Annotated in this window: 21 protein-coding genes and 1 tRNA gene; 7 read left to right on the plus strand and 15 right to left on the minus strand. The window is 50.5% G+C overall.

Annotation, left to right across the window (positions count from 1 at the left end):
• Positions 1-169: 169 nt before the first annotated feature.
• Positions 170-1,765: a sigma-54-dependent Fis family transcriptional regulator gene (locus F608_RS0104480; protein WP_022664425.1), complete on the minus strand. Its 1,596-nt coding sequence runs from the start codon at positions 1,763-1,765 to the stop codon at positions 170-172.
• A gap of 184 nt (positions 1,766-1,949) precedes the next feature.
• Between F608_RS0104480 and F608_RS0104485 the strand changes: the two genes are divergently transcribed.
• The 3 genes from F608_RS0104485 (at position 1,950) to F608_RS0104495 (ending at position 4,758) form a co-directional block, all read left to right on the plus strand.
• Positions 1,950-2,612 (plus strand): hypothetical protein, encoded by a 663-nt coding sequence (locus F608_RS0104485; RefSeq protein ID WP_022664426.1) that lies wholly within the window; start codon positions 1,950-1,952, stop codon positions 2,610-2,612.
• A 191-nt stretch (positions 2,613-2,803) separates the two neighbouring features.
• Entirely contained in the window at positions 2,804-3,571 is a 768-nt protein-coding gene (locus F608_RS0104490) for a hypothetical protein (protein WP_022664427.1), read from the plus strand.
• Between the two features lie 266 nt (positions 3,572-3,837).
• Entirely contained in the window at positions 3,838-4,758 is a 921-nt protein-coding gene (locus F608_RS0104495; RefSeq protein ID WP_027362470.1) for a manganese-dependent inorganic pyrophosphatase, read from the plus strand.
• Between the two features lie 108 nt (positions 4,759-4,866).
• Here F608_RS0104495 and F608_RS0104500 read toward each other — a convergent pair whose 3' ends face one another.
• On the minus strand, positions 4,867-6,834 hold the full coding sequence (locus F608_RS0104500) for a response regulator (RefSeq protein WP_022664429.1): 1,968 nt from the start codon (positions 6,832-6,834) through the stop codon (positions 4,867-4,869).
• Between the two features lie 91 nt (positions 6,835-6,925).
• Positions 6,926-8,974 carry an RnfABCDGE type electron transport complex subunit B gene (locus F608_RS0104505; RefSeq protein WP_022664430.1) on the minus strand — a complete coding sequence of 683 codons (2,049 nt, stop codon included), beginning with the start codon at positions 8,972-8,974 and terminating at the stop codon, positions 6,926-6,928.
• A gap of 236 nt (positions 8,975-9,210) precedes the next feature.
• Between F608_RS0104505 and fdhF the strand changes: the two genes are divergently transcribed.
• From fdhF to F608_RS0104525, 3 genes are all read left to right on the plus strand, one after another.
• Positions 9,211-11,979: a formate dehydrogenase subunit alpha gene (fdhF, locus tag F608_RS35595; RefSeq protein ID WP_084680980.1), complete on the plus strand. Its 2,769-nt coding sequence runs from the start codon at positions 9,211-9,213 to the stop codon at positions 11,977-11,979.
• A gap of 472 nt (positions 11,980-12,451) precedes the next feature.
• Positions 12,452-13,114 (plus strand): type II RES/Xre toxin-antitoxin system antitoxin, encoded by a 663-nt coding sequence (parS, locus tag F608_RS34395; RefSeq protein WP_022664432.1) that lies wholly within the window; start codon positions 12,452-12,454, stop codon positions 13,112-13,114.
• The gene (locus F608_RS0104525) at positions 13,114-13,578 is read left to right on the plus strand and encodes an RES family NAD+ phosphorylase (RefSeq protein ID WP_022664433.1); all 465 of its coding nucleotides are present in this window, start codon (positions 13,114-13,116) and stop codon (positions 13,576-13,578) included. The genes parS and F608_RS0104525 overlap by 1 nt, the downstream gene beginning before the upstream one ends.
• Positions 13,579-13,808: 230 nt before the next feature.
• Here the strand turns inward: F608_RS0104525 and F608_RS0104530 are convergent, their stop codons facing one another.
• From F608_RS0104530 to F608_RS36830, 12 genes are all read right to left on the minus strand, one after another.
• Positions 13,809-14,246 carry an alanyl-tRNA editing protein gene (locus tag F608_RS0104530; protein WP_022664434.1) on the minus strand — a complete coding sequence of 146 codons (438 nt, stop codon included), beginning with the start codon at positions 14,244-14,246 and terminating at the stop codon, positions 13,809-13,811.
• Between the two features lie 29 nt (positions 14,247-14,275).
• Positions 14,276-15,307, minus strand: a complete 1,032-nt coding sequence (locus F608_RS0104535; protein WP_022664435.1) for an RluA family pseudouridine synthase — start codon at positions 15,305-15,307, stop codon at positions 14,276-14,278.
• A gap of 49 nt (positions 15,308-15,356) precedes the next feature.
• Complete coding sequence (locus F608_RS0104540) at positions 15,357-15,890, minus strand: CarD family transcriptional regulator (protein ID WP_022664436.1); 534 nt, start codon at positions 15,888-15,890, stop codon at positions 15,357-15,359.
• Positions 15,891-16,083: 193 nt separating this feature from the next.
• Complete coding sequence (gene pth / locus F608_RS0104545) at positions 16,084-16,683, minus strand: aminoacyl-tRNA hydrolase (protein WP_022664437.1); 600 nt, start codon at positions 16,681-16,683, stop codon at positions 16,084-16,086.
• 12 nt (positions 16,684-16,695) lie between these two features.
• Positions 16,696-17,337, minus strand: coding sequence for a 50S ribosomal protein L25 (locus F608_RS0104550; protein ID WP_022664438.1), 642 nt, complete (start codon positions 17,335-17,337; stop codon positions 16,696-16,698).
• Positions 17,338-17,383: 46 nt separating this feature from the next.
• The gene (locus F608_RS0104555; protein ID WP_022664439.1) at positions 17,384-18,322 is read right to left on the minus strand and encodes a ribose-phosphate pyrophosphokinase; all 939 of its coding nucleotides are present in this window, start codon (positions 18,320-18,322) and stop codon (positions 17,384-17,386) included.
• Positions 18,323-18,423: 101 nt separating this feature from the next.
• Positions 18,424-18,498 (minus strand) — tRNA-Gln (locus tag F608_RS0104560).
• A gap of 13 nt (positions 18,499-18,511) precedes the next feature.
• Positions 18,512-19,393 carry a 4-(cytidine 5'-diphospho)-2-C-methyl-D-erythritol kinase gene (gene ispE, locus F608_RS0104565; RefSeq protein ID WP_022664440.1) on the minus strand — a complete coding sequence of 294 codons (882 nt, stop codon included), beginning with the start codon at positions 19,391-19,393 and terminating at the stop codon, positions 18,512-18,514.
• Complete coding sequence (locus F608_RS0104570; protein WP_022664441.1) at positions 19,390-19,698, minus strand: DUF1844 domain-containing protein; 309 nt, start codon at positions 19,696-19,698, stop codon at positions 19,390-19,392. The genes ispE and F608_RS0104570 overlap by 4 nt, the downstream gene beginning before the upstream one ends.
• 434 nt (positions 19,699-20,132) lie before the next feature.
• A complete protein-coding gene (gene folD / locus F608_RS0104580; RefSeq protein ID WP_022664443.1) occupies positions 20,133-21,023 on the minus strand; it encodes a bifunctional methylenetetrahydrofolate dehydrogenase/methenyltetrahydrofolate cyclohydrolase FolD in 891 nt (296 codons plus the stop codon).
• Between the two features lie 123 nt (positions 21,024-21,146).
• Positions 21,147-22,922 (minus strand): formate--tetrahydrofolate ligase, encoded by a 1,776-nt coding sequence (locus F608_RS0104585; protein ID WP_022664444.1) that lies wholly within the window; start codon positions 22,920-22,922, stop codon positions 21,147-21,149.
• Between the two features lie 603 nt (positions 22,923-23,525).
• A complete protein-coding gene (locus F608_RS36830) occupies positions 23,526-23,675 on the minus strand; it encodes a hypothetical protein (protein WP_244154287.1) in 150 nt (49 codons plus the stop codon).
• On the opposite strand from F608_RS36830, the gene F608_RS0104590 reads away from it, so the two are divergent.
• Positions 23,637-25,142 (plus strand): acetyl-CoA decarbonylase/synthase complex subunit delta, encoded by a 1,506-nt coding sequence (locus F608_RS0104590; RefSeq protein WP_244154277.1) that lies wholly within the window; start codon positions 23,637-23,639, stop codon positions 25,140-25,142. The genes F608_RS36830 and F608_RS0104590 overlap by 39 nt on opposite strands.
• The last annotated feature ends 10 nt before the right edge of the window (positions 25,143-25,152 follow it).

A 25,152-nucleotide genomic window follows, 5' to 3' on the forward strand; every position in this document is an offset into this window, starting at 1 on the left:
ACGTCAAGTGAGTCAAGTTCGCTCAATTTCTGCTGATATACCGGCAAATCCTTGGCAAGCTCAAGAACTTCATCCAGATGCCAGATCTTGGCTGGTTTCCCTTTCCTGGGAGGATTTGAAAATACTATAGACATTTTATTTTTCTGTACCAAGTGAACTATTTCTAAAATTAATTTCTTTTCAAGGTATTTCTGCCAAAGGGAATCTTCAGTTTTTTCATTTTATTGCGTAGAGTCGAGGGATTCACATTTAAAATTGCTGCTGCACCGTCTTTCCCATGAACTTTTCCGCGGGTTATCTTTAGGACATTGAGGATATGATCGACCATAACAGCATCCAAGTCAAGGGCACTCTCAAATGATGCCTTCGAATGCAGGGCATCATTCGGAGGATCTACTTTTCGGGGGGTTGAGCGGGGTGAGGTATCAAGGTCAGGGAAGGTAAGGGGGGCTCCTTTACACAGAATCAGGGCGCGCTCCACTGCATTCTCAAGCTCCCTGACGTTGCCCGGCCAGGAATAAGCCAGGAGCTGCTCATGAGATTCAACGGAAAGAGGGGGAATTTTGTCTATACCCATATCCAGTGTCTTCTTCGCGATAAAATGTTGAACCAGTAGTGGAATATCCAATTTGCGGTCCCTTAGGGGAGGTATGACAATGGGGAACACGTTGAGACGATAATAAAGGTCTTCCCTGAACTGACCGTCCTCAACTCTTTTTAGCAGGTTGCGATGAGTGGCAGCAATGATCCTGACATCAACCTTTATGGGGGTGTCACCACCAACTCTTTCAATCTCCTTTTCCTGGAGAACACGCAGAAGCCTGATTTGGGCGTCAGGCTTCAACTCGCCGACTTCGTCCAGGAAAAGCGTTCCTTTTTGGGCCCTTTCGAACCGCCCTTGTTTTCTAAAAAAAGCCCCTGTAAATGCTCCTTTCTCATGGCCGAACAGCTCACTGTCAATAAGGGTTTCAGGTATGGCTCCGCAATTGACTTTAATAAACGGCATGTCCTTTCTGTCAGATAGGTTGTGGATGGTGTTGGCCACAAGCTCTTTTCCCGTACCGGTCTCTCCGAGGAGCAAAACCGAGTTGGAAAGAGGTGCGACCTGGTAAACCTTTTCCATCACGCCCCACATTCCTCTGTCCTTGCCAACAATTTCTCCGCCGGAAGCCATGCGCAACTCATTTTGCAGGAGTTGATTATCTTCCTGTAAAGCCCCTTTGGCCTCAAGCAGTTCCTGATATACAATAACATTGGATACTGCAATGGAAAATGGCTCTTTTAATAGGGAAAGCATCTCGACATGCGCCTGGGTAAACTCATTTTTTCCCTTGGAGCAGAAGTTTACCGCCCCTATATAAGCCCCTTTTATCTCCAGCCTAAGTGAAATTTGGGCAGTATCATTTGTATATCCTTTGGCTACCCACAGACCGGCAACGGGGTGATCTTCCAGCGAATCGGTAATGACTGCATCCGCGGACCTATTGTCGCTGATGATATACTGATGTTTGTCTTTTGGTACGGCAACCGAATCATTCACAAGTACACTCCCGTCTTCATTGGCGACTGCCATAATGATCAAGCGGCGTATGTCAGCGCTGTAATAAATGATGGAGACATAATCGGCTGGCAGATCCAGAGCCTCTTTGATATAGACAAAACTTTTGTGAAGAAACGATTGGACATCAAGGCTTCCGCAGATTTGCATGGTCGCCTCACGGAAAAAAACATTTTGATAGATATCGGATTTTCTTTCAATTGCCATACCCCACACTATTTATTACCGCATATCACAATTGTCAAAACAAATCTGCATATATGACGATACACCCCTGGTGTCTCTCTATAATCTATTGAAATTTAATATTTTATTTTATGGCACTCTATATGCAGTAAACTGTGACAGGCAAATGCCGTCAATTCATAGCAGCCATATAAGGGAGAGGATAATGTTCTATCTGGAAGAGACTCTGACACCAATCATTGCCATGCCCAAAACCATTGAGGCCTTCATCCGCTTTGCAGAAGAAAAAATGGTTCCCTTGTATGAGGCCAACGGTGCCACCCTGATGGCCTCGTGGTACTGTAATTCAAAAACCTTGTTTCAGATTACACAAACCTGGGAATTGAATAGTTTTGACGTTTTCACGAATTTTTTTTCATGGGCTAAAAATGGGACTGACTGGCAAACCTTGAACCGGGAGCTAAGAACATTAATGCCTCAACGGCAAATCAGATTGCTGGAAACTGCCAATGACTTCTTCTCAAATGCCTTCCATACAGCTATTTATGAGAGTCGGACTCAGCCGATCAAAACCTATACAAAAGCTGTCTTGCAGATGAACACCGAGCTGATGGAAGGCTTTATTTCCCGCCAGGAAGAAGGTATCAGATCCGGACTTCCCATGATCTCTTTCATGTGTTCGGTAACAGGAAAAAGCAATGAGGTCATAGATATTTGGAAGGGGAACCTCCAAGAGCCCGGATATCAGAAACAGGAATTTTACGATACTGTGGGCATGACTGAAGATTGGTGGCATTGGATCCGGGCAAACGGTCCCCAAGAGAGGATGGTCCCGGTATTTACCCTGCCGTATTCACCTTTGCAGTAGGAAACAACGACCAGCTTCACTTGTTATACCTTTGAATCAATGGTAATAACAATCAAAAACGTAATTATGGAGGGCGTTATGATCATCTCCCCATGTTCGGATTAAGGAATAGTAGAGCGACAGATATGTCTATCAGTCAACCCTTTTATAAAAGTGAGCACTTCTGGCTAAAGTCTTTACGAAGGAGCAAAATGGAATCCACAAAATATTTTTCAGGCATTTCCCTTTTTATCTTTTTGGTATTTTTTCCGGCCCTTTTAGCGGCATCCGAAAGCTATATAGGCATCTGGAAACGGGACAGCCATTACCTGAACGAAAGACTCATGGGAAGGGAACCGGCGTCTCTTGTCATCACGACGGATGCGTTTAACAAGGTGGTCAAGGCCCCGCCGGAACAGGCATGCGGAATGAGCGCTTCCCTGTCGGTCCAGGGGGACAAACTCCATACCAGGGTGGTGGTCTCTTCCTGCCCTTCGACCATTCCCGCGGGAAAGGAAATTACATATACCTACCAGGTAAGTGCCGGGAAAATGACCCTGACCCATGCCTCTTCCCGGGGCCGGGTCAAGGAAATATTTTCCAAAGAGGTCCAGGCAGGCACCCCCGGAAGTACACAAGCCGAACCCTGCGCCCATCCTTATTGCGGCACCTGGCTCAGGACGGCCACCTATGTTGGCGGGAAACTGACTCACACAGAGCCGTCCACGGCCGTAATTACCGATAAAACCTATTGGGCCGTGGCTGCGGCCTGCTATAACCTCCTGGATATCATGTCCGTGGAAGAGACCCGTGTTCTCCTGAAGATGGTCCGCCACAATTGTCCGACCCCCGCCGGATTCATGCCCCCGGGGCACCTGGTGCCGGGAACCTGGAAACTGACCGAAAACGGTGAAAAACTCTCCATCATTGATACCAATTACGGGGTGGCCGTGACCACGGATTTCAAGAGATTGAAATAACCTCCCCGGGAGGATCTCCTGCCATATAAAGGACGAACCCGTTTAGGCTTCTTTCTGCCCAGGCAACAGCCAGGTGAAGTGGCTGGACAGATTCTGATCCGGTGAAATAATAGAGGGTTGAAAATTTTCCTTGTTTCTAGGGCCGATTAATTCTATAAGATACTCTGATTTTCAGGGGAAGATCTACGTTTAAATTTATGATGATTTCCGGGAAGGGAATCATCCAATTATATAACCATGATATAAAGAAATTTAGGAGGTTTTGTATGTCAACTTTGGTATTTGGTCACAAAAATCCGGATACGGATTCCGTTACTGCTGCTATCGCACTTGCTGATCTTAAAACAAAACTGGGGGAAGCCGCTTCACCTGCCGTACAGGGTGAACTCAACCCGGAATCCAAGTTTGTCCTTGATAAATACGGTGTTGCCGCTCCTGCAGTGGTCACTTCCTATGCCGGTAAGGACGTATACCTGGTGGACCATTCCGACCTGGCCCAGAGCCCGGACGACCTGGGCGATGCCAATATCCTCGGCATCGTGGACCATCACAAACTGGGGGATGTAACCACGGGACAACCCCTGGAATGCTGGATCTGGCCTGTCGGCTGCACCGGTACCGTGATCGCATCCATGTATGATTACTTTGGAATCGAAATCCCCAAGGATATCGCAGGCATCATGCTCTGCGCCATCCTTTCCGATACGGTCATCTTCAAATCCGCCACCTGTACGGACAAGGACAAGGAAGTCTGTACCAAACTGGCAAAGATCTGCGGCGAAAGCGATCTGGAAGCCCTTGGCATTGAGATGTTCAAGGTAAAATCCGCCGTTGAAGGAACTCCGGTCCGCGAACTGGTTCTCCGGGACTACAAAGATTTTAACATGAGCGGAAAGGGCGTGGGCTGTGGTCAGCTCGAGCTGGTTGATCTTTCCATCGTTGACGGCATCAAGGCGGATCTGGAAAAGGATATCCGGGATCTGAAAGCGGAAAAAGGGCACCACACCGTTCTGCTCATGCTCACCGATATCATGAAGGAAGGGACCGAACTTTTGGTGGCATCCGATGACGAATCCGTTGTGGAAAAAGCCTTCGGGGAAAAACCCGTGGACGGAAAATGCTGGCTGCCCGGCATCATGAGCCGTAAAAAACAGATCATCCCTGATCTGGAAAAAGTATTTGGATAAGCCTGTATCCAAGATCTGAAAGATAAGGGGGGGCTGGAACATATGTTCCAGCCCCTCTTTTAATTTAAACAGGAAAAAATTACTGAAGCGGACCAGGCGAAAATCGCCTTAAGCACTGGCTTTGGCCATGGAGTTGAACACCGAGTCGAGTTTCTCCGACAGCATGGCCACATCAAAGGGCTTCAGGATAAAGTCGTTACACCCCTTTTCCAGCATTTCGTTGATCTCCTCTTCCCGGCTGTAGCCCGAAGAAACCAGGACGCGGATCCCGGGCCGGATCTTTTTCATCATCTCATAGGTCTCATACCCGCTCATCTCGGGCATGACCATGTCCAGAATCACCAGGTCGATGTCTGCGCCGCTCTTTTCCACGATCCTGACCGCCTCCAGGCCGCTGCCGGCCGGGATGACCTTATATCCCAGGGTCTTGATCATCTCCGAACAGACTTCGATCACGCCCTTTTCATCATCTACCAGAAGAACCGATCCCTTGCCGCTGATAATTTTTTCATCTTCATCCGCTGCCCTGCCTCCGGTCTTGACGGCTGTCTCCTGGGCCGGGACATAGAACATGAAAGAAGAGCCCCTGCCCGGTTCGCTGCTCACTTGAAAGCAGCCTTCATGGCTTTTGATAATGCCGTAGGCAGTTGCCAGGCCCAGCCCGGTTCCCTGGCCCCGTTCCTTGGTCGTGAAAAAAGGATCAAATATCTGGAGCATGGTATCTTTATCCATGCCGATGCCGGTATCGGAAACGCTGATCTTCACATAGGGACCGGTCTTTTCAAGGCCGAATTCTCTCAGCTGGGAGGACTCAATATGGACGTTCTCCGAACTGATGATAATTTTCCCGCCCTTGGGCATGGCCTGCCATGCATTGACATAGAGATTGAGCAGAACCTGTTTGATCTGGCCTTCATTGACCACGCTTCCCCATAAATTCTTTTCCAGGCGCTGGTCAATGGTGATGTCCTTTTTGGTCCTGGAGAACATCTTGGCCGACATCTTGAGGAGATAATTCAAATTTATCAGATTTGCCTCACGGAAGCTTTTCTGGGCAAAGCCCAGAAGCTGTCTGGCCATCTCAGCACCCGAGGCCACATACTCATCAATATTGGACAGGCGCTTAAACTCCACACTGCTCTTTTCAAACCCGTGCTTTACCAGGGATGCATATCCCTGGATTCCCATGAGGATATTGTTGAAATCATGGGCAATCCCCCCGGCCAGGGTGCCGATGGCCTCCATTTTCTGGGACTGGCGGAGCTGTGCCTCCAGGTTGATCCTCTCGGTCATATCCCTGGCAACCGCGTAGACCCCCTTTTTTTCCTCCCGGCTCCCGCCGGCAGGCAGATGCATGGGAGAGGCCTTGAGTTCGATAAAGGCAAAATTAGAGGCATAGGGTGTGGCGGCAGACAACTCTTTTTTGGCCCGCTTGAACCTAAAATTAATCTCCTGACCTTCCTGGCTTGGGGGAATCAAGGCTTCTGTCTTGGGCCGGTCCTCCTTGTGGACCAGATCCTCGAAGGAAGTTCCCAGAAGGGTCTTTCTGGGAAATCCGAGAAGCCTTTCAAACTGATCATTGATAAAGGTGAACCGCCCCTTCTCGTCCAGGGTAAAGATCAGGTCCGGGGAATTGTTCACCATGTTCTCGTATTGTTTTTCCGACGCCTCCAGGCGGGCCGCCACAGCTTTTTTATCCGCCAGAAGCCTGGCCTGGGCAAGGGCGTTTTTGACTGTTTTTATGAGCTCGGCATATTCAAAGGGTTTTTTAAGATAATCCCAGGCCCCTTCCTTCAGGGCCTTTACCGCAGATTCAACCGAGGCAAACCCGGTCATGATGATGATGAGTGTCTCGCTGTTTTTCCGGAGGATGCGTTCCATGGTCTCATACCCGTTGAGTTCAGGCATGCTGATATCCAGGAGGACCAGGTCAAAATGCTGCTGCTCAAACAATGCCAGGGCCTGGGCCCCGTTTTGAGCCTCCACGGTATCATACCCCTCCCTTTTCAGACAACGGCTGATATTATCAACGATCCTTGATTCGTCATCAACAACGAGGATGTTTTCAGGTTTCATATATCTTAAAATACCATTAAAATTACGCCGGTTTTATGCCGGTAGAGTTGCAAGCGACACTCATCCAAAAGGCTGACTCAGCCACAAAAGCTCAGCCATTGATCAATCCGGATTTTTCATAGCAGACCAGTCCGCACCGAAGACACCTGTTGGCCTCTTCATGGGCCTGGTCAGTGGAAAAACCCGTTGAAAAATCATCTTTTGTCTCCTCCCTGTTTTCCGCAGGGACAAGGAGATTTTTGGGGGATGCCTCCACATGGTTTAAAAACCGGACATCCTGGAGGATTGTCTTTTCCGTGACCATGTCGGACCGGTCCTGGAACTCAATGCCGTAAACCAGATGATGCATGGCAGCGGCAGCCTTTCTTCCTCCGTTGATTGCGGTAACGGCCGAAGAGTACTCGGATATCACATCCTGGCTGGACAAAAGTCCGGATTCCCGGTTTGAATCCGGCTTCTTGGGCAGTTCCACGCCTTCCCAGACAAGGGCTTTGTCCGGATCCGGATCCGCCTCCTCTTCTTCCTGGGCCGCCGGGACAAAGACAAGCTCAGGGAATCTTCCTGAGCCGATGATCAGGGTGTCGGTATCAATCACCTGTTTTTCCCCTGTATCCAGCTCCAGATATTCAACACCAATAAGATTTTCATCTTGTCCCATCAATTTGGTAATGCCCGTATTGTAAAGGATGGTAACACCCTGTTCGGACAACCCCTCTAAGGTGGCCTTGTCAAAGGAAGAGTCTTCCGGTGCTTTTCTGGAAATCACCGTGATCTTGTCCGTCCCCTTTTCCTTCAGGAGTTTCACCGCATCGGGCAGCCGAACCCCGCCGCCGGCAATCACAACCTTTTTCCCGCAATTGATCTCCAGGCTCTTTTCCGAGGCGCTCCGCAAAAGGTCAATGAGAAGAAAGGTGGACGGAAACACATTGGCCGGCGTATATATATCGTTTCTGGCCAGCCTGGAGTCCCAGCCCCCGGTCGCCACGGCCACGGCCTCAAAACCCTCTTTTAAAAGACCGGGTATGGTGAAATCCACCCCTGCCTTTACTTCTGTTTTCACATTGACGCCCATATCCAGAATCCCCTGGATATCCCAGTCAAGGACATCCATGGAAAGTCGTTCCCTGGCAATGGCCATTCTCAGGATCCCCCCCAGCCGGTCCGTTGACTCAAAAACCGTGGGATCATGTCCCAGCCTGGCGGAAAAATAGGCAGCAGAAAGGCCTTCGACCCCGCCGCCGATCACGGCCAGTTTCTTTCCCGTTTCCGGGGCTTTATAGGGCTGGATCCGCTTGTCCTGGTTCATCTCAAAATCACAGACAAACCGCTTTAAATTATTGATGGCCACGGACTCATCCTGGAGCAGCCTTCGGCAGTTGAACTCGCAGGTGGCCGGGCATATCCTGGAAATCACGGTCGGGAAAGGCATTCTTTCCTTTATCACCTGCAGGGATCCGTGGTAATCCCCCTCCTTGATCAGGCGGACATACTCTTTGATATCGATGCCCGAGGGGCATGCCCTCTGGCAGGGGGTGATGCAGTCGCTCCGGGTATACTCCCGGATGATGCGCCGGGTCACAGAGGTCAGGCGGATGATGTTCTTGGGGCAGATCTTCTCACAGGCCCCGCATCCGGTGCATTTTTCCTGGTCCACCTTTGGAAGGCCGTCTTCCCCCATGCTCAAGGCCCCGAACTGGCAGGCAGTGACGCAGGTTCCAAGCCCCAGGCATCCGATCCTGCAGACCTTCATCCCGCCCATGAGCATGGCCGCGGCCCGGCAGTCCCGGATCCCGTGGTAGATATAGTTTAAATCGGCCTTGTCCTTGGAGTAATAGCATCCCGGACCGGCAAACTCGGGTTCCTTGTCAGACACGGAAACCCCCATGATAGCGGCAATGGCCAGGGCCACATCCTCTCCGGCCGCCACACAGGAATTGACGTCCTGCTCTCCCTTGGCAATGGCCTCGGCATTGGCCGAGCAGCCGGGAAAGCCGCACCCCCCGCAGTTGGCTCCGGGAAGTCCATCGTTTATGGCAACAACCTTTGGATCCTCATATACATAAAAAGCTTTTGAAGCAATCACCAGAACCGTGCCGATTGCTATTCCCAACCCGCCCATCATCAAAATTGACTGAACCATTTGTCCATCCTTATCCCTATGAATGTCCTGGCAAATTCCGCCCGAAATTTTTCCACTACTGTATAGTCATCCCAATTAAGAAAAGTCAATAATACCAATGAAATTTATTTTATTTCTCATATCCGCCTCCGGCCATGGAGGGTTAATCTTGACAACAAACAGGGGATGGGATAGGTATTATGCGTTGTCCAGGAAAAGCAGCGAAAATGTTATAAATTCAATCCAGGAAGAGATCTATGGAAACCAATATTATAACGATAAATGAGAATAAACTGGCCTTTGAACCTGGTGAAACCATTCTTGAAGTTGCCCAGCGCAATAAAATCGACATCCCCACCCTCTGCCATTTAAAGAATACCATTCCCACCAATACGTGCAAGATCTGTGTGGTGGAGATAAAGGGAGAGGACGGACTTGTGGAGTCATGCGTGGCCAAGGCCGAGCCGGGAATGGTAATTCTTTCCGAATCTCCCAGGGTGGTCCGGGACCGGCAGAAGACCATCGGCAGGATGCTGGCTTCGGGGAATCACAATTGCGCCATCCGGGATTTTGACACTTTGGACTGGACCTCATTCCAGCTCGGCGTTCTCAAGGACGACGGGAAAGAAGACCTGTGTCCGGTCTGGGGGGACTGTGAACTCCAGGACCTGGCCTATCGGTACCAGGTAAAGACAAGGGGCATGCCCCTGAATGCCTGTTCCCATGAGACCGAAAGGGCCAATCCGTTCATTATCAGGGACTTTTCAAGGTGCATCCTCTGCGGCCGGTGTATCAAGGCCTGCCGTGAGATCCAGGTAAATGACGCCATTGAATTCGGTCATATGGAAGAGATCCCCAAAATCATCACCAAGGACGATAAGCATCTCAAGGATTCCGACTGTGTCTTCTGCGGAGAATGCCTCCAGGTCTGCCCGGTGGGTGCCCTGATTCCGGACAGGGCGTTTAGGGATGACCGGTTCAAGCCGACCCAGAAAGTGAGGACCACCTGCTCTTTCTGCGGAGTGGGCTGCCAGATGGATCTCTTTGTCCAGGACAATACAATCGTTAAGATTGACGGTGCGGATCCGGATCTGCCCCCCAACAACGCCAGCCTCTGCGTCAAAGGACGGTTTGGATATGATTTTGTCAATGCTCCGGACCGCCTGACCCAGCCCCTGATCAAAAAGGACGGAAAGCTGGTCCAAGCCTCCTGGGACGAAGCCCTTGACCTGGTGGCCCAGAAATTCACGGCCATCCGGGATGAGGCAGGACCGGATGCCATGGGCGTGCTGACCTCTGCCCGGACCACCAATGAAGACAACTATATTGCCCAGAAATTTACCCGGGCCGTATTAAAGACAAACAATATCGATCATTGCGCCCGGCTGTGACACAGCTCCACCGTAGCCGGTCTGGCTGCAGCATTTGGAAGCGGTGCAATGACCAACACCATTGCAGACATTGAAGAATCAGATTTTATCCTGGTAACCGGATCCAATACCACGGAAAATCACCCGGTCCTGTCTGGCTTTGTCAAACGTGCCGTACTCAAGGGCAAAAAACTGACGGTCATCGATCCCAGAAAGGTAAAACTCACCGAGTATGCCGACAGATGGCTCCGGCCTTTCCCAGGCACCGATATCGCCTGGATCAACGGCCTCATCCACGTCATCATCAAAGAAGATCTCCAGGATAAGGCCTTTATCGAGGAACGGACCGAGAACTTTGAGGCCCTGAGGGAGATCGCTGAAAAATACACACCCGAACATGTGGAAAAGATCACCGGCATAAAAGCCGAAGATCTTGTGGAGACGGCCAGGGGTTTTGCCCGGGCCGGTGCGGCCTCCATCCTCTACTGCATGGGCATCACCCAGCATACCTGCGGCACGGATAATGTCAAGTCCCTGGCCAACCTGTCCATGCTCTGCGGACACCTGGGCAAACCCGGGGGCGGAGTCAATCCCCTGCGGGGGCAGAACAACGTCCAGGGGGCCTGCGACATGGGAGGCCTGCCCAATGTCTTCACGGCCTACCAGGCTGTAGCCAGCGATGAGGCCCGGATGAAATACGAGACGGCCTGGAAAGTTTCAGGCATGTCCCCCACTCCCGGGCTCACGGCCACGGAGATGTTCCAGGCCGCCCATGACGGCAGCCTGAAATCCCTGTTCGTCATCGGTGAAAATCCCATGGTGTCTGATCCGGACCTGAACCATGCCAAGAAAGCCCTGACCAACCTGGATTTCCTGGTGGTACAGGATATTTTCCTGACTGAAACCTCGGAACTGGCCGATGTGGTCCTGCCGGCCTTCTGCTTCGCGGAAAAGGACGGAACCTTTACCAATTCCGAACGCCGGGTCCAACGGGTCAGAAAGGCCGTGGAAGCTCCTGGAGAGGCCCGTCAGGACTGGGAGATCATCTGCGCCATAGCCGGCCGCATGGGATATGAACTCAAGTATGAGGACAGCCATGAGATCTTTAAGGAGATCTGTGCGGTGACCCCCTCCTACAAGGGCATTACCTGGGAGAGGATCGATAAGGTCGGGATCCACTGGCCCTGCCCGGATGAGAACCATCCCGGCACGCCCATCCTCCATACGGCCCAGTTCACCCGGGGCAAAGGTTTTTTCCACGCCATAGAACATGCACCGCCGGCGGAGCTGACCGATGACAAATACCCCTATGTCCTGACCACGGGCAGGGTCTTGTACCACTACCATACCGGGACCATGACCATGCGGACCCAGGGCCTGAACCAGTTGTCTCCCGAATGTTTCGTGGAGATCTCTGCCAACGATGCCAACGCTCTCGGCCTTGATACCGGGGCAAGGGTCAATGTCTGCTCCAGAAGGGGAAGGATCACGGCCAAACTCAAGGTTTCATCCAAGGCCGTGGACGGCACCATCTTCATCCCCTTCCACTTTGCCAAGGCCGCGGCCAACAAGCTGACCAACGCCCAGATGGACCCCACGGCCAAGATCCCCGAGTTCAAGGTCTGCGCCATCAATATCGAACCCAGCGCAGCCTAAGCTTATTCGTTTATAACACCCGCCCCTGATATCTGCATCTGCAGATATCAGGGGTTTTTTATTTAAACCCGATTTAAGTGAACCCGGCAGCGGACGGGGCGGGGCGTTCTGCTCAATTGCCTCCGGCCGTCCTGGCCTCCGGCAAAGCGAAGATGCCCGGTTCTTTTGATCCTGACACCCCGGCCATCAACGCCGCTCCACCCCGCCCCTCCCGCTTCCGGATCCCCTGGCATAACAACCGAGCCCTGATAGTCTTGAAGGTTGAACAACATCATTCCGTACGGATTTTAACATTTCGGTTTATATAATCCTGCTCCGAAAATCGGAGGCATGGTTACGATTTGCACATTTACATGTTTTTGAATCAAAAAAACGAGCTGTTCAATTCATTATCTATATTGGTTTCATTTGACATTCTTCTAATTTAGCAATATCATTATTGCAAAATAGCAACACAACAAGGGGTGTTATTATGTCATCGACAGACAGTGCATATGAAAATGATATTGATTATATCAATGTATTAAGGGATAAGAACGTAAGATCTGACGTTACAACGGCTCTTATGGCTTTTATTTCTTCAAGCGGGGCTCTTGCCCTGCTTACAGCAAACCAATTATTGATCCCGGACCAGGCCTTACTACAGAAACAATTTGAACAAATTGGGCAATCGCTCTCTAAACAATTGGGAAAGGACTTCATATCCCCCATAATGCCTCATCTATTGAGTGCTGCATCCAGTCCTTCTTTTCCAGAACTTTTTCCAACAAAAAGCCTGGTTAAGATTTTAGAAGGAGGTCTTGGCATTACGCTTTTTAAGAAAGTCTGTGCTTTGTTGAATATTCCGGAAAAGAAACTGGCAGAACTGATCAACCTATCAGTGAGCACTCTAGCCCAGCGCAAAAAGAGGGGGTATTTTTCTCAGACAGAGTCAGAACGATTATACCGGATTTTGAATTTATACAAATTTGCGATATGCGTCTTTGATGACAATCCTGAATATGCCCGGAAATGGTTAAAGGAAAAATCTTTTGGATTGGGAGGAGAGACCCCATTGGATTTTGCTAAAACGGAAATTGGCGCCAAAGAGGTTGAAAAACTTTTAACGCGTATTGACGAGGGAGTATTCTCCTGATGGAAATCGTTTCCTGGAGAATTGTCAAGGAAAGATATGTATCAGCGGCCTTCAATGGCATCGGGGCCAAAAAAGCCGGAGGCCGGTGGAATTCTCCAGGGACGTCAATGGTATATACTGCCCAGTCCTTAAGCTTGGCCACCTTGGAATTAACAGTTCATCTGCCATCGGTAGATTTGTTGAAAGGATATAAGTGTGTTTCTATCACTTTTAATGACTCGTGTATAACCGCGTCACCCACATTACCGGTTGGATGGGACATGCACCCGCCAGGACCTGCATCTCAACTTTACGGCGACCAATGGATACTGAATGGTAAATCTGCAGTTCTGGAAGTTCCCAGTGTGGTAATCCCCGGGGAAAGCAACTATCTGATAAATCCTATCCATTCTGATTTTGCAGATATGAATATCGGCTCGCCTGTTGATTATCCCTATGATCCCAGGCTGCACAAGACAATTTAAAGACAATTCTCGATAACTTGGGGTATAAAGCCCATATCTCCTGCCAAATGATCCGCATGGCCGATATCCTCCAGGCGGGAGCGGGGTTGAGGCGGCCTACAGAGGGCATGCGTTCACGGACAGAAAAGCAGCAGGCTGTCCGCTTTGAGACCGGACAGGACGTCCGGGCGAAATTAAGCCGATACCCTGCCCCGGCTCTCCACCGGGTTCAAAAATTAGGCGGGACAGTCTTACTTGAGCTTGAAACGGATCCTGAGGACCCCTTCTTCAAAACCGGTGGAAGTGATGGCAAACCGACCGATCTCCTGGGTTGAAGAGACATGCTCCCCGATGCAGGGACAGGCATCGTAGTCGCCCATGCGCACCACCCTGAAATGGGACATTTTCTCCATGTCCGGGACCCGGTCCAAGTTGAACTCTTCCAAGGCCTTATCTTTGGGCATCTCTTCCATGGTTACCGGAAGGTCCGCATCAATGGCCTGGTTTACATCCTCCTGGACAGCCTCGATTTCGCCGGGTGTGAGGGGCCGGTCAAAGTAATAGTCGCATTTTGATTTCTTGGGATTGATATGGGCTGAAAAGCATCGGCTGCAGGCAAACCTTCGGACCATGGCCTGGTTCAGCAGATGTTCGGCAGAGTGCATTTTATAGTTATAGGATTTGGCCATTTCATTCCCCTCGTTGTCAAATGAATTTTTTAGGTTTGCCTGAGTCTGTCCATTACAGATTTGAAATCAGGCGGCACAGGGGCCTGGAACTCCATTCTGCGTCCGGAATAGGGATGGCGGAACCCCAGTTTCCAGGAATGGAGCATCTGCCGTTCCGCCGCCAGGTTCTTCTTTCTAAAACGTTTGTACTGGTAGACCCGGTCCCCCACCAGGGGATGGTCCAGGGCATAGAAATGGACCCGGATCTGGTGGGTCCGGCCGGTATGGAGCCTGACTTCAACCAGGCAGGCCGTATCAAAGCGATGGGCCACCCTCCAGGATGTCCGGGCCGGTTTCCCGGTTTCATGGTTCACGGCCATGAGCTTGCGCCGGACCGGATGACGGCCGATGGGAAGATCAATCTCTCCTGAGTCTGGGAGGTCTTTTCCGGAGACCAGGGCGAGATACTCCTTTTTTACCCTGCGCTGCTGAAACTCTTTTTGGAGAAATTCAAGGGATCTGGTGGTTTTGGCCGTCAGGATCAGGCCGGAGGTATCCTTGTCCAGGCGGTGGACGATGCCGGGCCGCAGAGGGTCTTGCCCAACCCGCCGGATATCCGGGGCATGGCTCAACAGCCCGTTGACCAGGGTCCCGGAATAATTCCCCGGGCCCGGATGAACCACCAGGCCGGGGGGCTTGTTGACCAGGAGAATATACTCATCCTCGAACAGGACAGGCAGATCCATGGGCTCGGGAAGGGCCGCTGCAGGTTCACGGCTCTCCGATACAGTCCCTGAAACGTGATCTCCCCTCTTTACCCTGTACCCCGGGCGTTTGATCATCCCGTCCACGCAAATCTTTCCCCGGGAAACAATGGAAGCGGCCCGGCTCCTGGACCATCCGGGCGATAGTGAGACAAGGGCCTGATCCAGACGCTGACCCGCCAATTCTTCAGGGATAAAAAAATCAATTTCCATGGATAAGTATAGTAAAAAATGGGTGAGCAGGAAGTTTTCGCCGGTCTGATGGATGGCGCCGGGTGGTCGCTGTTTACCGGTGTTCCCTACCCCTTTAAAACACAAAACCGGCAGGCAAACGCCTGCCGGTGCAATTCATCAAGCTTCTCCGGATCTAACTGAACAGATCTTCGATCTCTGTCATCATGGCCTTTTCATCAATGTCCTTTGCCGTTGACAGCTCCTGGACCAGGAGGTTCTGGGCCGTGTCAAGAAGCTTGCGCTCCCCAAAAGAGAGATCTTTTTCAAGTTTGAGCTGAAAAAGATCCCTGAAAACTTCGGCGACATCGTAGATGGAACCGGTCTTGATCTTATCCATATATTCCCGGTATCTCCGGTTCCAGGTCTGATTGTCGATGGGCTGCGCTTTTTCCTGCATTACCTTGTAGACTTGAGGAATTTCAGTTTCCGGAATGACTTCCCTCAGGCCCACGGATTCTACATTGGAGGTTGGAATCATTATCACCATGCCGTTTTCCACGATTTTCATCATGTAGAAATTCATGGTATCCCCATTGATTTCCCTGCTTTCAATGGATTCGATACATCCAACTCCATGTGCCGGATAAACCGCTAGGTCCCCCTCTGCAAATTCTTTTTTGATTGATGATTTCGCTTCTACCGTCTCTTTTTTGGATTTCTCACCCATTAGATCTCCCGCCTTAATTTATGTAAAAACAATTTGCCCATTCTCGGGTAGGAAACCACATATTAACAACATTGTCAATGAAATTATCATCACCTTGCCCAAGGCGGCTTTGGGAACCTTGACCCATGACACAGAGTAGTACATGACTCCCTACGATATAAACCGGCGGCGAATAGTTGAAATAAAAGAGAAATCAGGACGGGTCTTTGGAATTAACAAGGTTCATGGCCCTTGTCACGCCTTTTTCAAGAATAAGGATACAGGCCTGAACCGCATCTTCAATGGTCGTATCCAGGATCTCCTTTTCGCGGGGGGAAAACTTGCCCAGAACATATCCGGTAACACCGGGCCTTCCCCCATCAGACCGGAGCGGCCGGCCCAGCCCCACCCGGACCCGGACAAAATCCCGGCTCCCAAAGGCTTCAATGATGGAACGGACCCCGTTATGCCCGCCGTGTCCCCTGGACTTTACAATTTTAATCTTGCCGAACTCAAGGTCCATATCGTCATGAATCACAATGATATCCTGCACAGGGATCTTAAAATAGGAGGCCAGTTTCTGGAGGGGGAATCCGCTTCGGTTCATGTAGGACATGGGACGGGTCAGGAACACGGTCTGCCCGGAAATCCGGGTTTTTGCATAGACCGCATCAAAACGCTTTTTATCGAGGTCTGCCCGGGCATTCCGGGCCAGGACCTCCACAACCTGGAAGCCGATATTATGACGGGTCTGGGAATATTCCCTGCCGGGATTTCCCAGACCCGCGATCAATTTAGGTGCCGAGCCTGACATTGCACCCGGCCTTTATTCTTCGTCGGCAGGTGCCTCAGCAGCCTCTTCCTCACCCAGCTCATCAAGGACCTCTTCTTCGGTCTCTTCTTCCTCAGAAGCTGTCGGCGGGATAATGGTGATGACGGTGAAGTTGACTTCATAGGGAATTTCCACGTCATCCCCCAGGTCGATATCCTCTACATGGATGGCATCACCGATATTGAGTTCGCTGATATCAAGTACAATTGCCTCCGGAGTGTTGGCAGGCTTGCAGAGCACATCCAGTTCGCGCCGGATCACCTGAAGGATTCCGCCCTCTTTGACGCCTGCGGAGACGCCCTCGGTTTCAACGGGCACGGTAACGGTCACCATGGTGTCCATATCGATCTCCTGAAGATCGGCATGGAGGTATTTCAAGCCAAAGGTATCCATCTGAAGATCCTTGAGCATGACGATCCTCTCGGACCCCCCTTCAATTCTCAGGCTGAAAAAGAGGCCTGAAGTTCCGTTCTCCCGGATAATTCTGTCCAATTCAACGGTTTCAAGGGAGAGCATGACAGGATCGGTTTTGGCCCCGTACATGATGGCAGGGATGCCATTTGTATTTCTGAGCTTCCTGGCTGCTCCCTTGCCCTTGTTTTCTCTTGTTTTTGCGCTTAATTCAATTAATTCCAAAATTCTTTCCTCCGTGTCTATATGCTACAGACAACTTTTATATTTATTATACAAATAGAGAATTCACAGAATCTCCCCTGTAACTGCGAATAATCGCTTCACCCACGAGCTTGGCAATGGAAAGCGTCTTGATCTTGTCGCATTTTTTAGCCTCGGCAGACAGGGGAATGGTGTCCGTAGCAACAAGGGAATTTAAAGACGAATCATTGATCCGTTCAATGGCCGGGCCTGAAAGCACCGGATGGGTGGTGTATGCATGAACTTCCCTGGCACCCTTTTCACGGATTACGCCGGCAGCTTCCGTCAGTGTCCCTGCGGTATCCACCATATCATCGATGACAAGGGCGACCTTGTCTTCCACGTCTCCGATGATGGCCATGGCTTTTGCCTGATTGGGAGCGCTTCTTCTCTTGTCAACGATGGCCAGGCTGCAGTTGAGGCGCTTGGCATAGGCCCTGGCCCTTTCAACCCCGCCGGCATCGGGAGACACAACCACCAGATCGCCGGAGAACCGGGTTTTGATATCATCGATGATAATGGGGGCGGAATAGAGATTGTCCACGGGGACATTGAAGAAGCCCTGGATCTGGCCGGCATGCAGATCCATTGTAATCACCCTGTCAACCCCGGTCTTGTCCAGGAGGTCCGCAATAAGCTTGGCGCTGATGGGGACCCTTGGAGAGACCTTCTTATCCTGGCGGGCATACCCGAAATAGGGAATGACGGCGGTGATGCGGCTGGCGGAAGACCGCCTGAAAGCATCAATGAGAAGCAGGAGCTCCACCAGATGATCGTTCACAGGGGCGCATGTGGATTGAATGACAAAAATCTCCTGTTTCCGGACATTCTCTTGGATCTCCACCTGGATCTCTCCGTCACTGAAACAGTCAACCTTCAGTCGTCCCAGGGGTTTTGAAAGATATTCCGAAATTTTTCCTGCCAGAATGGGATTTGAGTTTCCAGCGAAAATGGACAAACCGTTCATAGCAAATCTCTTTTACCTCGTATGTTTAGAGTACGGGCTAAAAAACCTGTCCGGAAATCCAGTTATTCCCGGGCCCGGACTCTCATCCCTGTCCTCTTGTTTGGCTGGGGCGAGAGGACTCGAACCTCTGAATGCAGGGATCAAAACCCTGTGTCTTACCACTTGACGACGCCCCAGTACCGCAAAACTTTATTCAATCTGAAACGAGGAAACAAACAATTTCCTGGACCCGCCCTGCCATTGCCTTTGCAGGGTTTCACCCCCCTGCTCAGCCTGTTCAGGCCCTGAAAAAAGAGCAAAAAGAGATGAGCCGCTTCCAGACATCAATACCCGCTGTCCCAACAGCATTTCCATCTCTTCCCTAGCTGATTTTATCTCCGGATAGAGCCTGCATGCCGTCTCTTCCAAATCATTATGCAGCCCCTGTTCCAAATCAATACCATTGCCTCTTATCAGCACATTCGAACCAGTATTTATAGTGTATTTTCCCTTTGATGTCAAACATAAATCAAGATTTTTGAACACCTTGGCCGTGGAGGCCTCCACCCCCGGATCACATAAAACAAGATGACGTTTGGGAAGATTTTCCGCCTTTTCAAGTTTTTCTCCCCTGCCCCGGGCAAAGGCCGCCCCCCCAAAAATAAAAAAAGGGACATCGGCCCCAAGGCTGAACCCCATATCCATGAGTTCATTCCGGGTGAATATATTTCCGCATTTTTTGTTCAGGGTCATGAGCACTGTAGCGGCATTGGAACTGCCGCCTCCCAGGCCTCCCCCCGGCGGAATTCTCTTGTCTATCCGGATATCCACCCCGGCAAGGGGTTCCTGTCCGGTTCTGTTCCGGTATTGATCAAAGAACAGGATTCCGGCCCGGTGGGCCAGGTTTGGGGAACCGTCGGGTACCCCGGGATGGTTGCAGCTCACGGAAATCCCTTTCCCTTTAAAGGAAAACTCCAGGTCATCCCCGAAATCAATGGGAACCATTAGGGAAAAGAGTTCATGAAACCCGTCGGGCAGCTCTCCCAGGACATGTAAAAAAAGATTGATCTTTGCAGGAGAAAAGACTCTCAAGCCCTTGCCTCGACAAAGGCCAGGCGAATCTCGCTCAACAGGGATTTCAAAAGGTTCTCTTCATCCTTGGTCAGGTTTCCCCGGGTTTTCTCCTCCAGCATGGCGATCATGTCAATGGTATGCTGGGCCAGGCTGAAATCCAGTTTTTTCTCCCCGGTGGAAGGGTCTTCCACCTTACCCAGCTGAACCAGGCCTGAAGAGTAAAGGGAGAGAATAAAGCTTGAAAAGTCAATTTTCGGCAAAGCTCTCGACTTTGCCGACGCCTCCTGGCCATTTTTCATTACAAATCCGTTTCCTTCTGCCATGTTCTATTTCTCCTAGGTCTGCGGTTCACCCTCCGGGCAAATGGTTATATCGGCCACCGGGGTCTGCTCATTCTTCTCTTTACATCAATAGTATTTTCTATACCACTTTTTAAAAGAATTAAAAACCGATATAAGCTGTTCTCAAATTCCTTTATTCTTATCTTAGACTTGGACTGAGCTCAGCCTCAGGGAGGAGCAGAGGTTTTCGCGGATTGAATTCCTTCGGGCGGCAGGAAGCCGCTGGAGAAGGGATCCCTCCTCGGAGAAAATCATGGATGATTTTCGAGAATGAGCGCAAAATCTTTGCTCCTCCCGGCACCAATCGGAATCTTATTTTGAGAACAGCTGTAAACCCGAAGCTTCCGGACAAAAAAAAGAGCCGGAAGGGATATCCCTTCCGGCTCCTGAAATTCTCGAATACAGAATTTACAGATCTATTTCATGGCTGCCTTTGCAGACTTGAGTGTGTTTTTCATGAGCATGGCAATGGTCATGGGGCCTACACCGCCCGGAACCGGAGTGATCTTGCCGGCAATTTCCTTGGCCGCGTCAAAGTCAACGTCTCCTTTGAGGATCGCCTTTCCGGTTTTTTCGTTCATGCCCACCCGGTTGACTCCCACGTCAATAACCGTTGACCCGGGTTTGATCCACTCGGGTTTTACGAGATCGGGAACTCCGGCGGCAACGATGAGGATATCGGCCCGTTTGCAGTGGGCGGCCAGATCCTTGGTCCGGGTATGAACGATGGTCACCGTGGCATTGGCACCCACGCCCTTCTGGGCCATCATCATGGCAATGGGCTTGCCCACGATATTGGATCTTCCCACAACCACCACCTCGGCACCCGAGGTCTCCGTGCCGGAGCGGACGATCATCTCCTGAATTCCGGCCGGGGTGCAGGGATGAAAAATGGCCTCTTCACCGCCGATCATGAGACGGCCCACGTTGACCGGATGGAATGCATCCACGTCTTTGTCAGGATTGATGGCATTGAGGACCTTTTTATCATCAATATGCTTGGGCAGGGGCAGCTGAACCAGGATGCCGTGGATGTCGGGATCGTTATTGTACTTGTCTATCAGGGCCAGAAGATCAGCTTCGGAAATATCGTCGGGCTGGTCGTCCTGGATCTCATGGAAGCCGAGGCTGATGGCGGTTTTCACCTTTAAGGTTACATAACTGATGGAAGCCGGACTGGATCCGACAAGGATGGTTACAAGTCCGGGGACCTTGCCGGTTTTTTCTTTCATCTCATCGACTTCCGCCTTGATCTCGGCAAGGATGTCTTTTCTTATCGCGGTTCCGCTAATGATTTCAGCAGTCATATTTTTTCTCCTGATAAATTCAGCATAACCGTTCTGCCTGGATTTCATGCAGAACGGTTATGATTATTGAACATTCTCAGAGCCGTGGGAGAATCCCACGACCCTTATCTCGTATCGATAACTCTAGAATACGCCCTGTACCTTGCCGGTTTCAACGTCCACATCAACCCTCTTGAATGCCGGGTTGGAGCCGGTACCCGGCATAAGACTGATGGCGCCCGCCACGGGCACGATGAATCCGGCACCGCCGTAGGTGAGGACTTCGCGGATGGTCAGTCTCCAGCCTGTGGGCACGCCCTTGAGGGCCGGGTTGTCGGACAGGGACAAATGGGTTTTTACCATGCACATGCCAAGGCCGGCCAGTTCCGGGTCAGCCTGAATCCTGTCAATCGCCACATTTGCTTCATTGGAATAATCCACACCGTCAGCACCATAGACTTCTTTGGCAATAAGCTCAATTCTCTGTTTAATCGGCATGTCAAGTTCATAGAGAAATTTGAAATCTGTTTTTTCTTCACACGCCTCAATAACTGTTTCAGCAAATTCAATGGCGCCATCCCCGCCTTTTTCCCAGTGACGGGAAAGGGCAACCCTTGCGCCTTCTGCCTCACTCAATTCACGGACTTTTGCAATCTCTGCGTCGGTATCCGTGTAGAATGCATTGATACATACAACAGGAGAAATTCCGGCTTTTCTGACGTTTCTGATGTGATGGATCAGGTTTTCACAGCCCTTTGCCACCCATTCGACATTTTCTGTACTATATTCTTCGGGCATGGGCTTGCCGGGTACGGGAACCGGAGCACCACCATGGCATTTCAGAGCCCGGATCGTGGCAACGACAACGGCACAGTCAGGGGTCAGGCCGGAGTAGCGGCATTTGAGGTTCCAGAATTTCTCAAAACCGATGTCCGCACCGAATCCGGATTCCGTAACATGGTAGTCGGCCAGCTTAAGGCCAACCTTGTCGGCAAGAATTGAACTCTGACCGATGGCGATATTGGCAAATGGGCCTGCATGAACAATAACCGGCTGTCCTTCAAGAGTCTGCATTAAAGACGGTTTCAATGCATCAACCATCCATGCGGTCATGGCGCCGGCAACCTGAAGGTCTTCCGTTGTAACAGGTTTGCCTTTCTTGGTATAGGCAACAACGATCTTGCCCATTCTTTCACGCATATCTTTCAGGTCGTTTGACATGGCAAGAATTGCCATAACTTCCGAAGATACGGCGATACCGAATTTTGATTTCATCATGAAACCGTCGGCCTTGCCGTTTACACCGTCAATACCGATGATGATGTTTCTCAATGCCTGGCAGCAGAAATCCATAATCCATCCCATTTCCACCTTTGTGGGATCGATATCGATTCTCTTCATTTTCGAAAGACGTTCGAGCTGCTCATCGGTGTAGTTTCTTTCATGCTGCATCCGGGAAGTCAAAGCAACCATTGCCAGGTTGTGGGCATTCATGATGGCGTTGATGTCGCCGGTGAATCCCAGGGAAAAAGGAGTCAGGGGGATACACTGGGCAAGACCACCGCCTGCGGCAGAACCTTTAATGTTCATGGTCGGTCCGCCGGAAGGCTGACGAATTGCAGCACAAACATTTTTTCCAAGTTTACCAAGGCCCTGAACAAGACCCATTGATGAAGTAGACTTTCCTTCACCAAGCGGTGTTGGGGTGATTGCCGTTACATCAATGTATTTACCATTGGGCTTGTCCTTAAGGCGCTCAAGTACTTTTTGAAAATCAATTTTTGCAATGTAATGACCCTGGGGAAGCAATTCCTCCTTGGTCAGTCCTAGTTTCTCACCGATTTCATAGATGGTGAGCATTGTTTTTTCTGCATCTTCTGCAATTTCCCAGTCTAAGTGTTTGGTTGGATCTAATGCCATGGTTCACTCCTTTAATGATTTTGGACTCCCGACAAGAGTCAGTGATAAAAAGTATTATGAAAACCAAGAAAGTCTGGTCTTAAAAGACTTATACCCTCCTATATAAATAAACCTAAAAAATCAACATTTTTTAACAATAAAATCCATCGCCCGGCCCGGTAGACAAACGGACACCCCAAGAGGTCTGGCTCCTCGTTCTTATATGTTTTCACAAATAATATCAATGATATTCTATGATAATGTAAATTTTTTTTCTAAAACCTAAGGAATATCTAAAATACCATACATTCCTATTCAAAAGACTTCAGAATCAAGCTTTCGCCTGTACGATTTGCATTTATAAACTAAATCGCATTCACCCCGAATTATCGTATCTGATATGAGGGGTAACTAACTGATATTATTCTTGTTTTAATAACCAACCGCACCCCTCTATTAAATTCACTCATCTATTGACAAAAAACCCTACAAATTATAAGTCATTACCTGTTATCATTTATCAATTTAGAAACTAGGGCAAATTGTATGGGAATAACTATCAAAGTTGCTAGGCATAAGTTTGATATTTTTATTCCCTCCCCTATTTTCTCTTCCGTGATAGCATCACATCTTTTTAATCCCCCCCAACTCATAACCATCTTTAATTTTTAGGAGGTAAAAGTGGGCTTTGAAATAACCAAAGAAACTTATGCCGGCAGTATCAAAGGAATCACCATTGGGAAAGGTGATTCCGCGCTTACCGTCGGCGGCCAAACCAGTTATCCTTTTTATCAGTTTGAAGGAGAAATGCCCAATAAACCCGTTATCGCAATGGAAATCTGGGATTTTGAACCTGAAGACTGGCCTGAATCCGCCCTGGCACCGTTCAAGGATGTTGCTTCCGATCCTGCGGCATGGGCAAAGAAATGCGTGGAAGAATACGGAGCCCAGGCCATTGTGCTCCAGCTTAAAAGCACGGATCCCAACGACAAGGACGCCAGCGCCGATGATGCTGCCGCAACCGTCAAAAAGGTTCTGGGAGCCGTTAATGTTCCCCTGATCGTGTGGGGTTGTGCCGTACCGGCCAAGGATGAAGAGGTCCTGAAGAAAGTGGCCGAGGTCTGCCAGGGCGAGAACCTGATCCTGGGACCGGTTGAAGAGAAGAACCACAAGGGCATCGGTGCCGCTGCCATGGGATACGGCCACACGGTCATCTCCTCGTCACCCATTGATGTCAACCTGGCAAAACAGGTAAACATTCTGCTGGAGAACCTGGGGGTTTCCCTGGACAACGTGATTGTGGATCCCACAACAGGCGGATTGGGATACGGCCTGGAATACTCCTACTCCGTAATGGAGCGTCTGACCCAGGCAGCCATGACCCAGGGAGACGACAAGCTTCAGAACCCCATGATCAATAACCTGGGCAATGAAGTCTGGAAATGCAAAGAAGCCAAGCAGACCGTTGAAGAAGCACCTGAACTGGGTGATCCCGAGCGCAGGGCCATTCTCATGGAAGCAGTGGGTGCCGTATCCTACCTCATGTCCGGATCCAGCATTCTGATCATGCGCCACCCGGAATCCATCAAACTGGCCAAGGCTTTCATCGGACTGATCTCCGAAGGCGGATCGGCCATGGATATTGCTCCCATCTCCAAACAGCTGGATGACGTTGAAATAGACTTTGCAGCAATGGCCCCGGAAGCCGACCTCACCATGGAAGAGGAAAAGAAGGCAGCTCCTGCCAAGAAGGCGGCCCCTGCCAAAAAAGAAGCTCCCAAGGCCGCGGCTCCGGCTCCCAAGGCGGAAGCAGCTCCGGCAGCAAAAGCAGCTAAGCCTGAGCCCAAAGAAGAAGCCCCTGCGGCTCCGGCTGCAGATCCGGAAGCCGAAGCCAAAGCAAAGGCTGCGGCTGAGGCCAAGGCAAAAGCCGATGCAGAAGCCAAGGCAAAGGCGGATGCGGAAGCCAAGGCAAAGGCAGAAGCCGATGCCAAGGCAAAAGCGGAGGCAGATGCCAAGGCCAAGGTTGAGGCTGAGAAACAGGCTGAAAAAGACGCGGCTGCCAAACGGGAAGCCGAAGAACAGGCCCTAAGAGATAAACGTGCCGCTGAAATGGCAAAACATGCCGTAGAAGCCAAATCCGGAAGTAAAACCGCTGTCCCCAAGACCGCGGCAAAAATCCAGAAGACCATGCTTGAAAAGATCATTGATCATCTGGACAAGGCTCACAAAAGAGCCAGCTGAAAGCAATAAG

It is taken from the genome of Desulfospira joergensenii DSM 10085, assembly GCF_000420085.1.
GTDB classification, from domain to species: Bacteria; Desulfobacterota; Desulfobacteria; order Desulfobacterales; family Desulfobacteraceae; genus Desulfospira; species Desulfospira joergensenii.

Coding starts and splice junctions, on each gene's coding strand:
- F608_RS0104480 (WP_022664425.1), bottom strand. CDS start 1,765: ATGGCAATTGAAAGAAAATCCGATATCTATCAAAATGTTTTTTTCCGT.
- F608_RS0104485 (WP_022664426.1), top strand. CDS start 1,950: ATGTTCTATCTGGAAGAGACTCTGACACCAATCATTGCCATGCCCAAA.
- F608_RS0104490 (WP_022664427.1), top strand. CDS start 2,804: ATGGAATCCACAAAATATTTTTCAGGCATTTCCCTTTTTATCTTTTTG.
- F608_RS0104495 (WP_027362470.1), top strand. CDS start 3,838: ATGTCAACTTTGGTATTTGGTCACAAAAATCCGGATACGGATTCCGTT.
- F608_RS0104500 (WP_022664429.1), bottom strand. CDS start 6,834: ATGAAACCTGAAAACATCCTCGTTGTTGATGACGAATCAAGGATCGTT.
- F608_RS0104505 (WP_022664430.1), bottom strand. CDS start 8,974: ATGGTTCAGTCAATTTTGATGATGGGCGGGTTGGGAATAGCAATCGGC.
- parS (WP_022664432.1), top strand. CDS start 12,452: ATGTCATCGACAGACAGTGCATATGAAAATGATATTGATTATATCAAT.
- F608_RS0104525 (WP_022664433.1), top strand. CDS start 13,114: ATGGAAATCGTTTCCTGGAGAATTGTCAAGGAAAGATATGTATCAGCG.
- F608_RS0104530 (WP_022664434.1), bottom strand. CDS start 14,246: ATGGCCAAATCCTATAACTATAAAATGCACTCTGCCGAACATCTGCTG.
- F608_RS0104540 (WP_022664436.1), bottom strand. CDS start 15,890: ATGGGTGAGAAATCCAAAAAAGAGACGGTAGAAGCGAAATCATCAATC.
- pth (WP_022664437.1), bottom strand. CDS start 16,683: ATGTCAGGCTCGGCACCTAAATTGATCGCGGGTCTGGGAAATCCCGGC.
- F608_RS0104555 (WP_022664439.1), bottom strand. CDS start 18,322: ATGAACGGTTTGTCCATTTTCGCTGGAAACTCAAATCCCATTCTGGCA.
- F608_RS0104570 (WP_022664441.1), bottom strand. CDS start 19,698: ATGGCAGAAGGAAACGGATTTGTAATGAAAAATGGCCAGGAGGCGTCG.
- folD (WP_022664443.1), bottom strand. CDS start 21,023: ATGACTGCTGAAATCATTAGCGGAACCGCGATAAGAAAAGACATCCTT.
- F608_RS0104585 (WP_022664444.1), bottom strand. CDS start 22,922: ATGGCATTAGATCCAACCAAACACTTAGACTGGGAAATTGCAGAAGAT.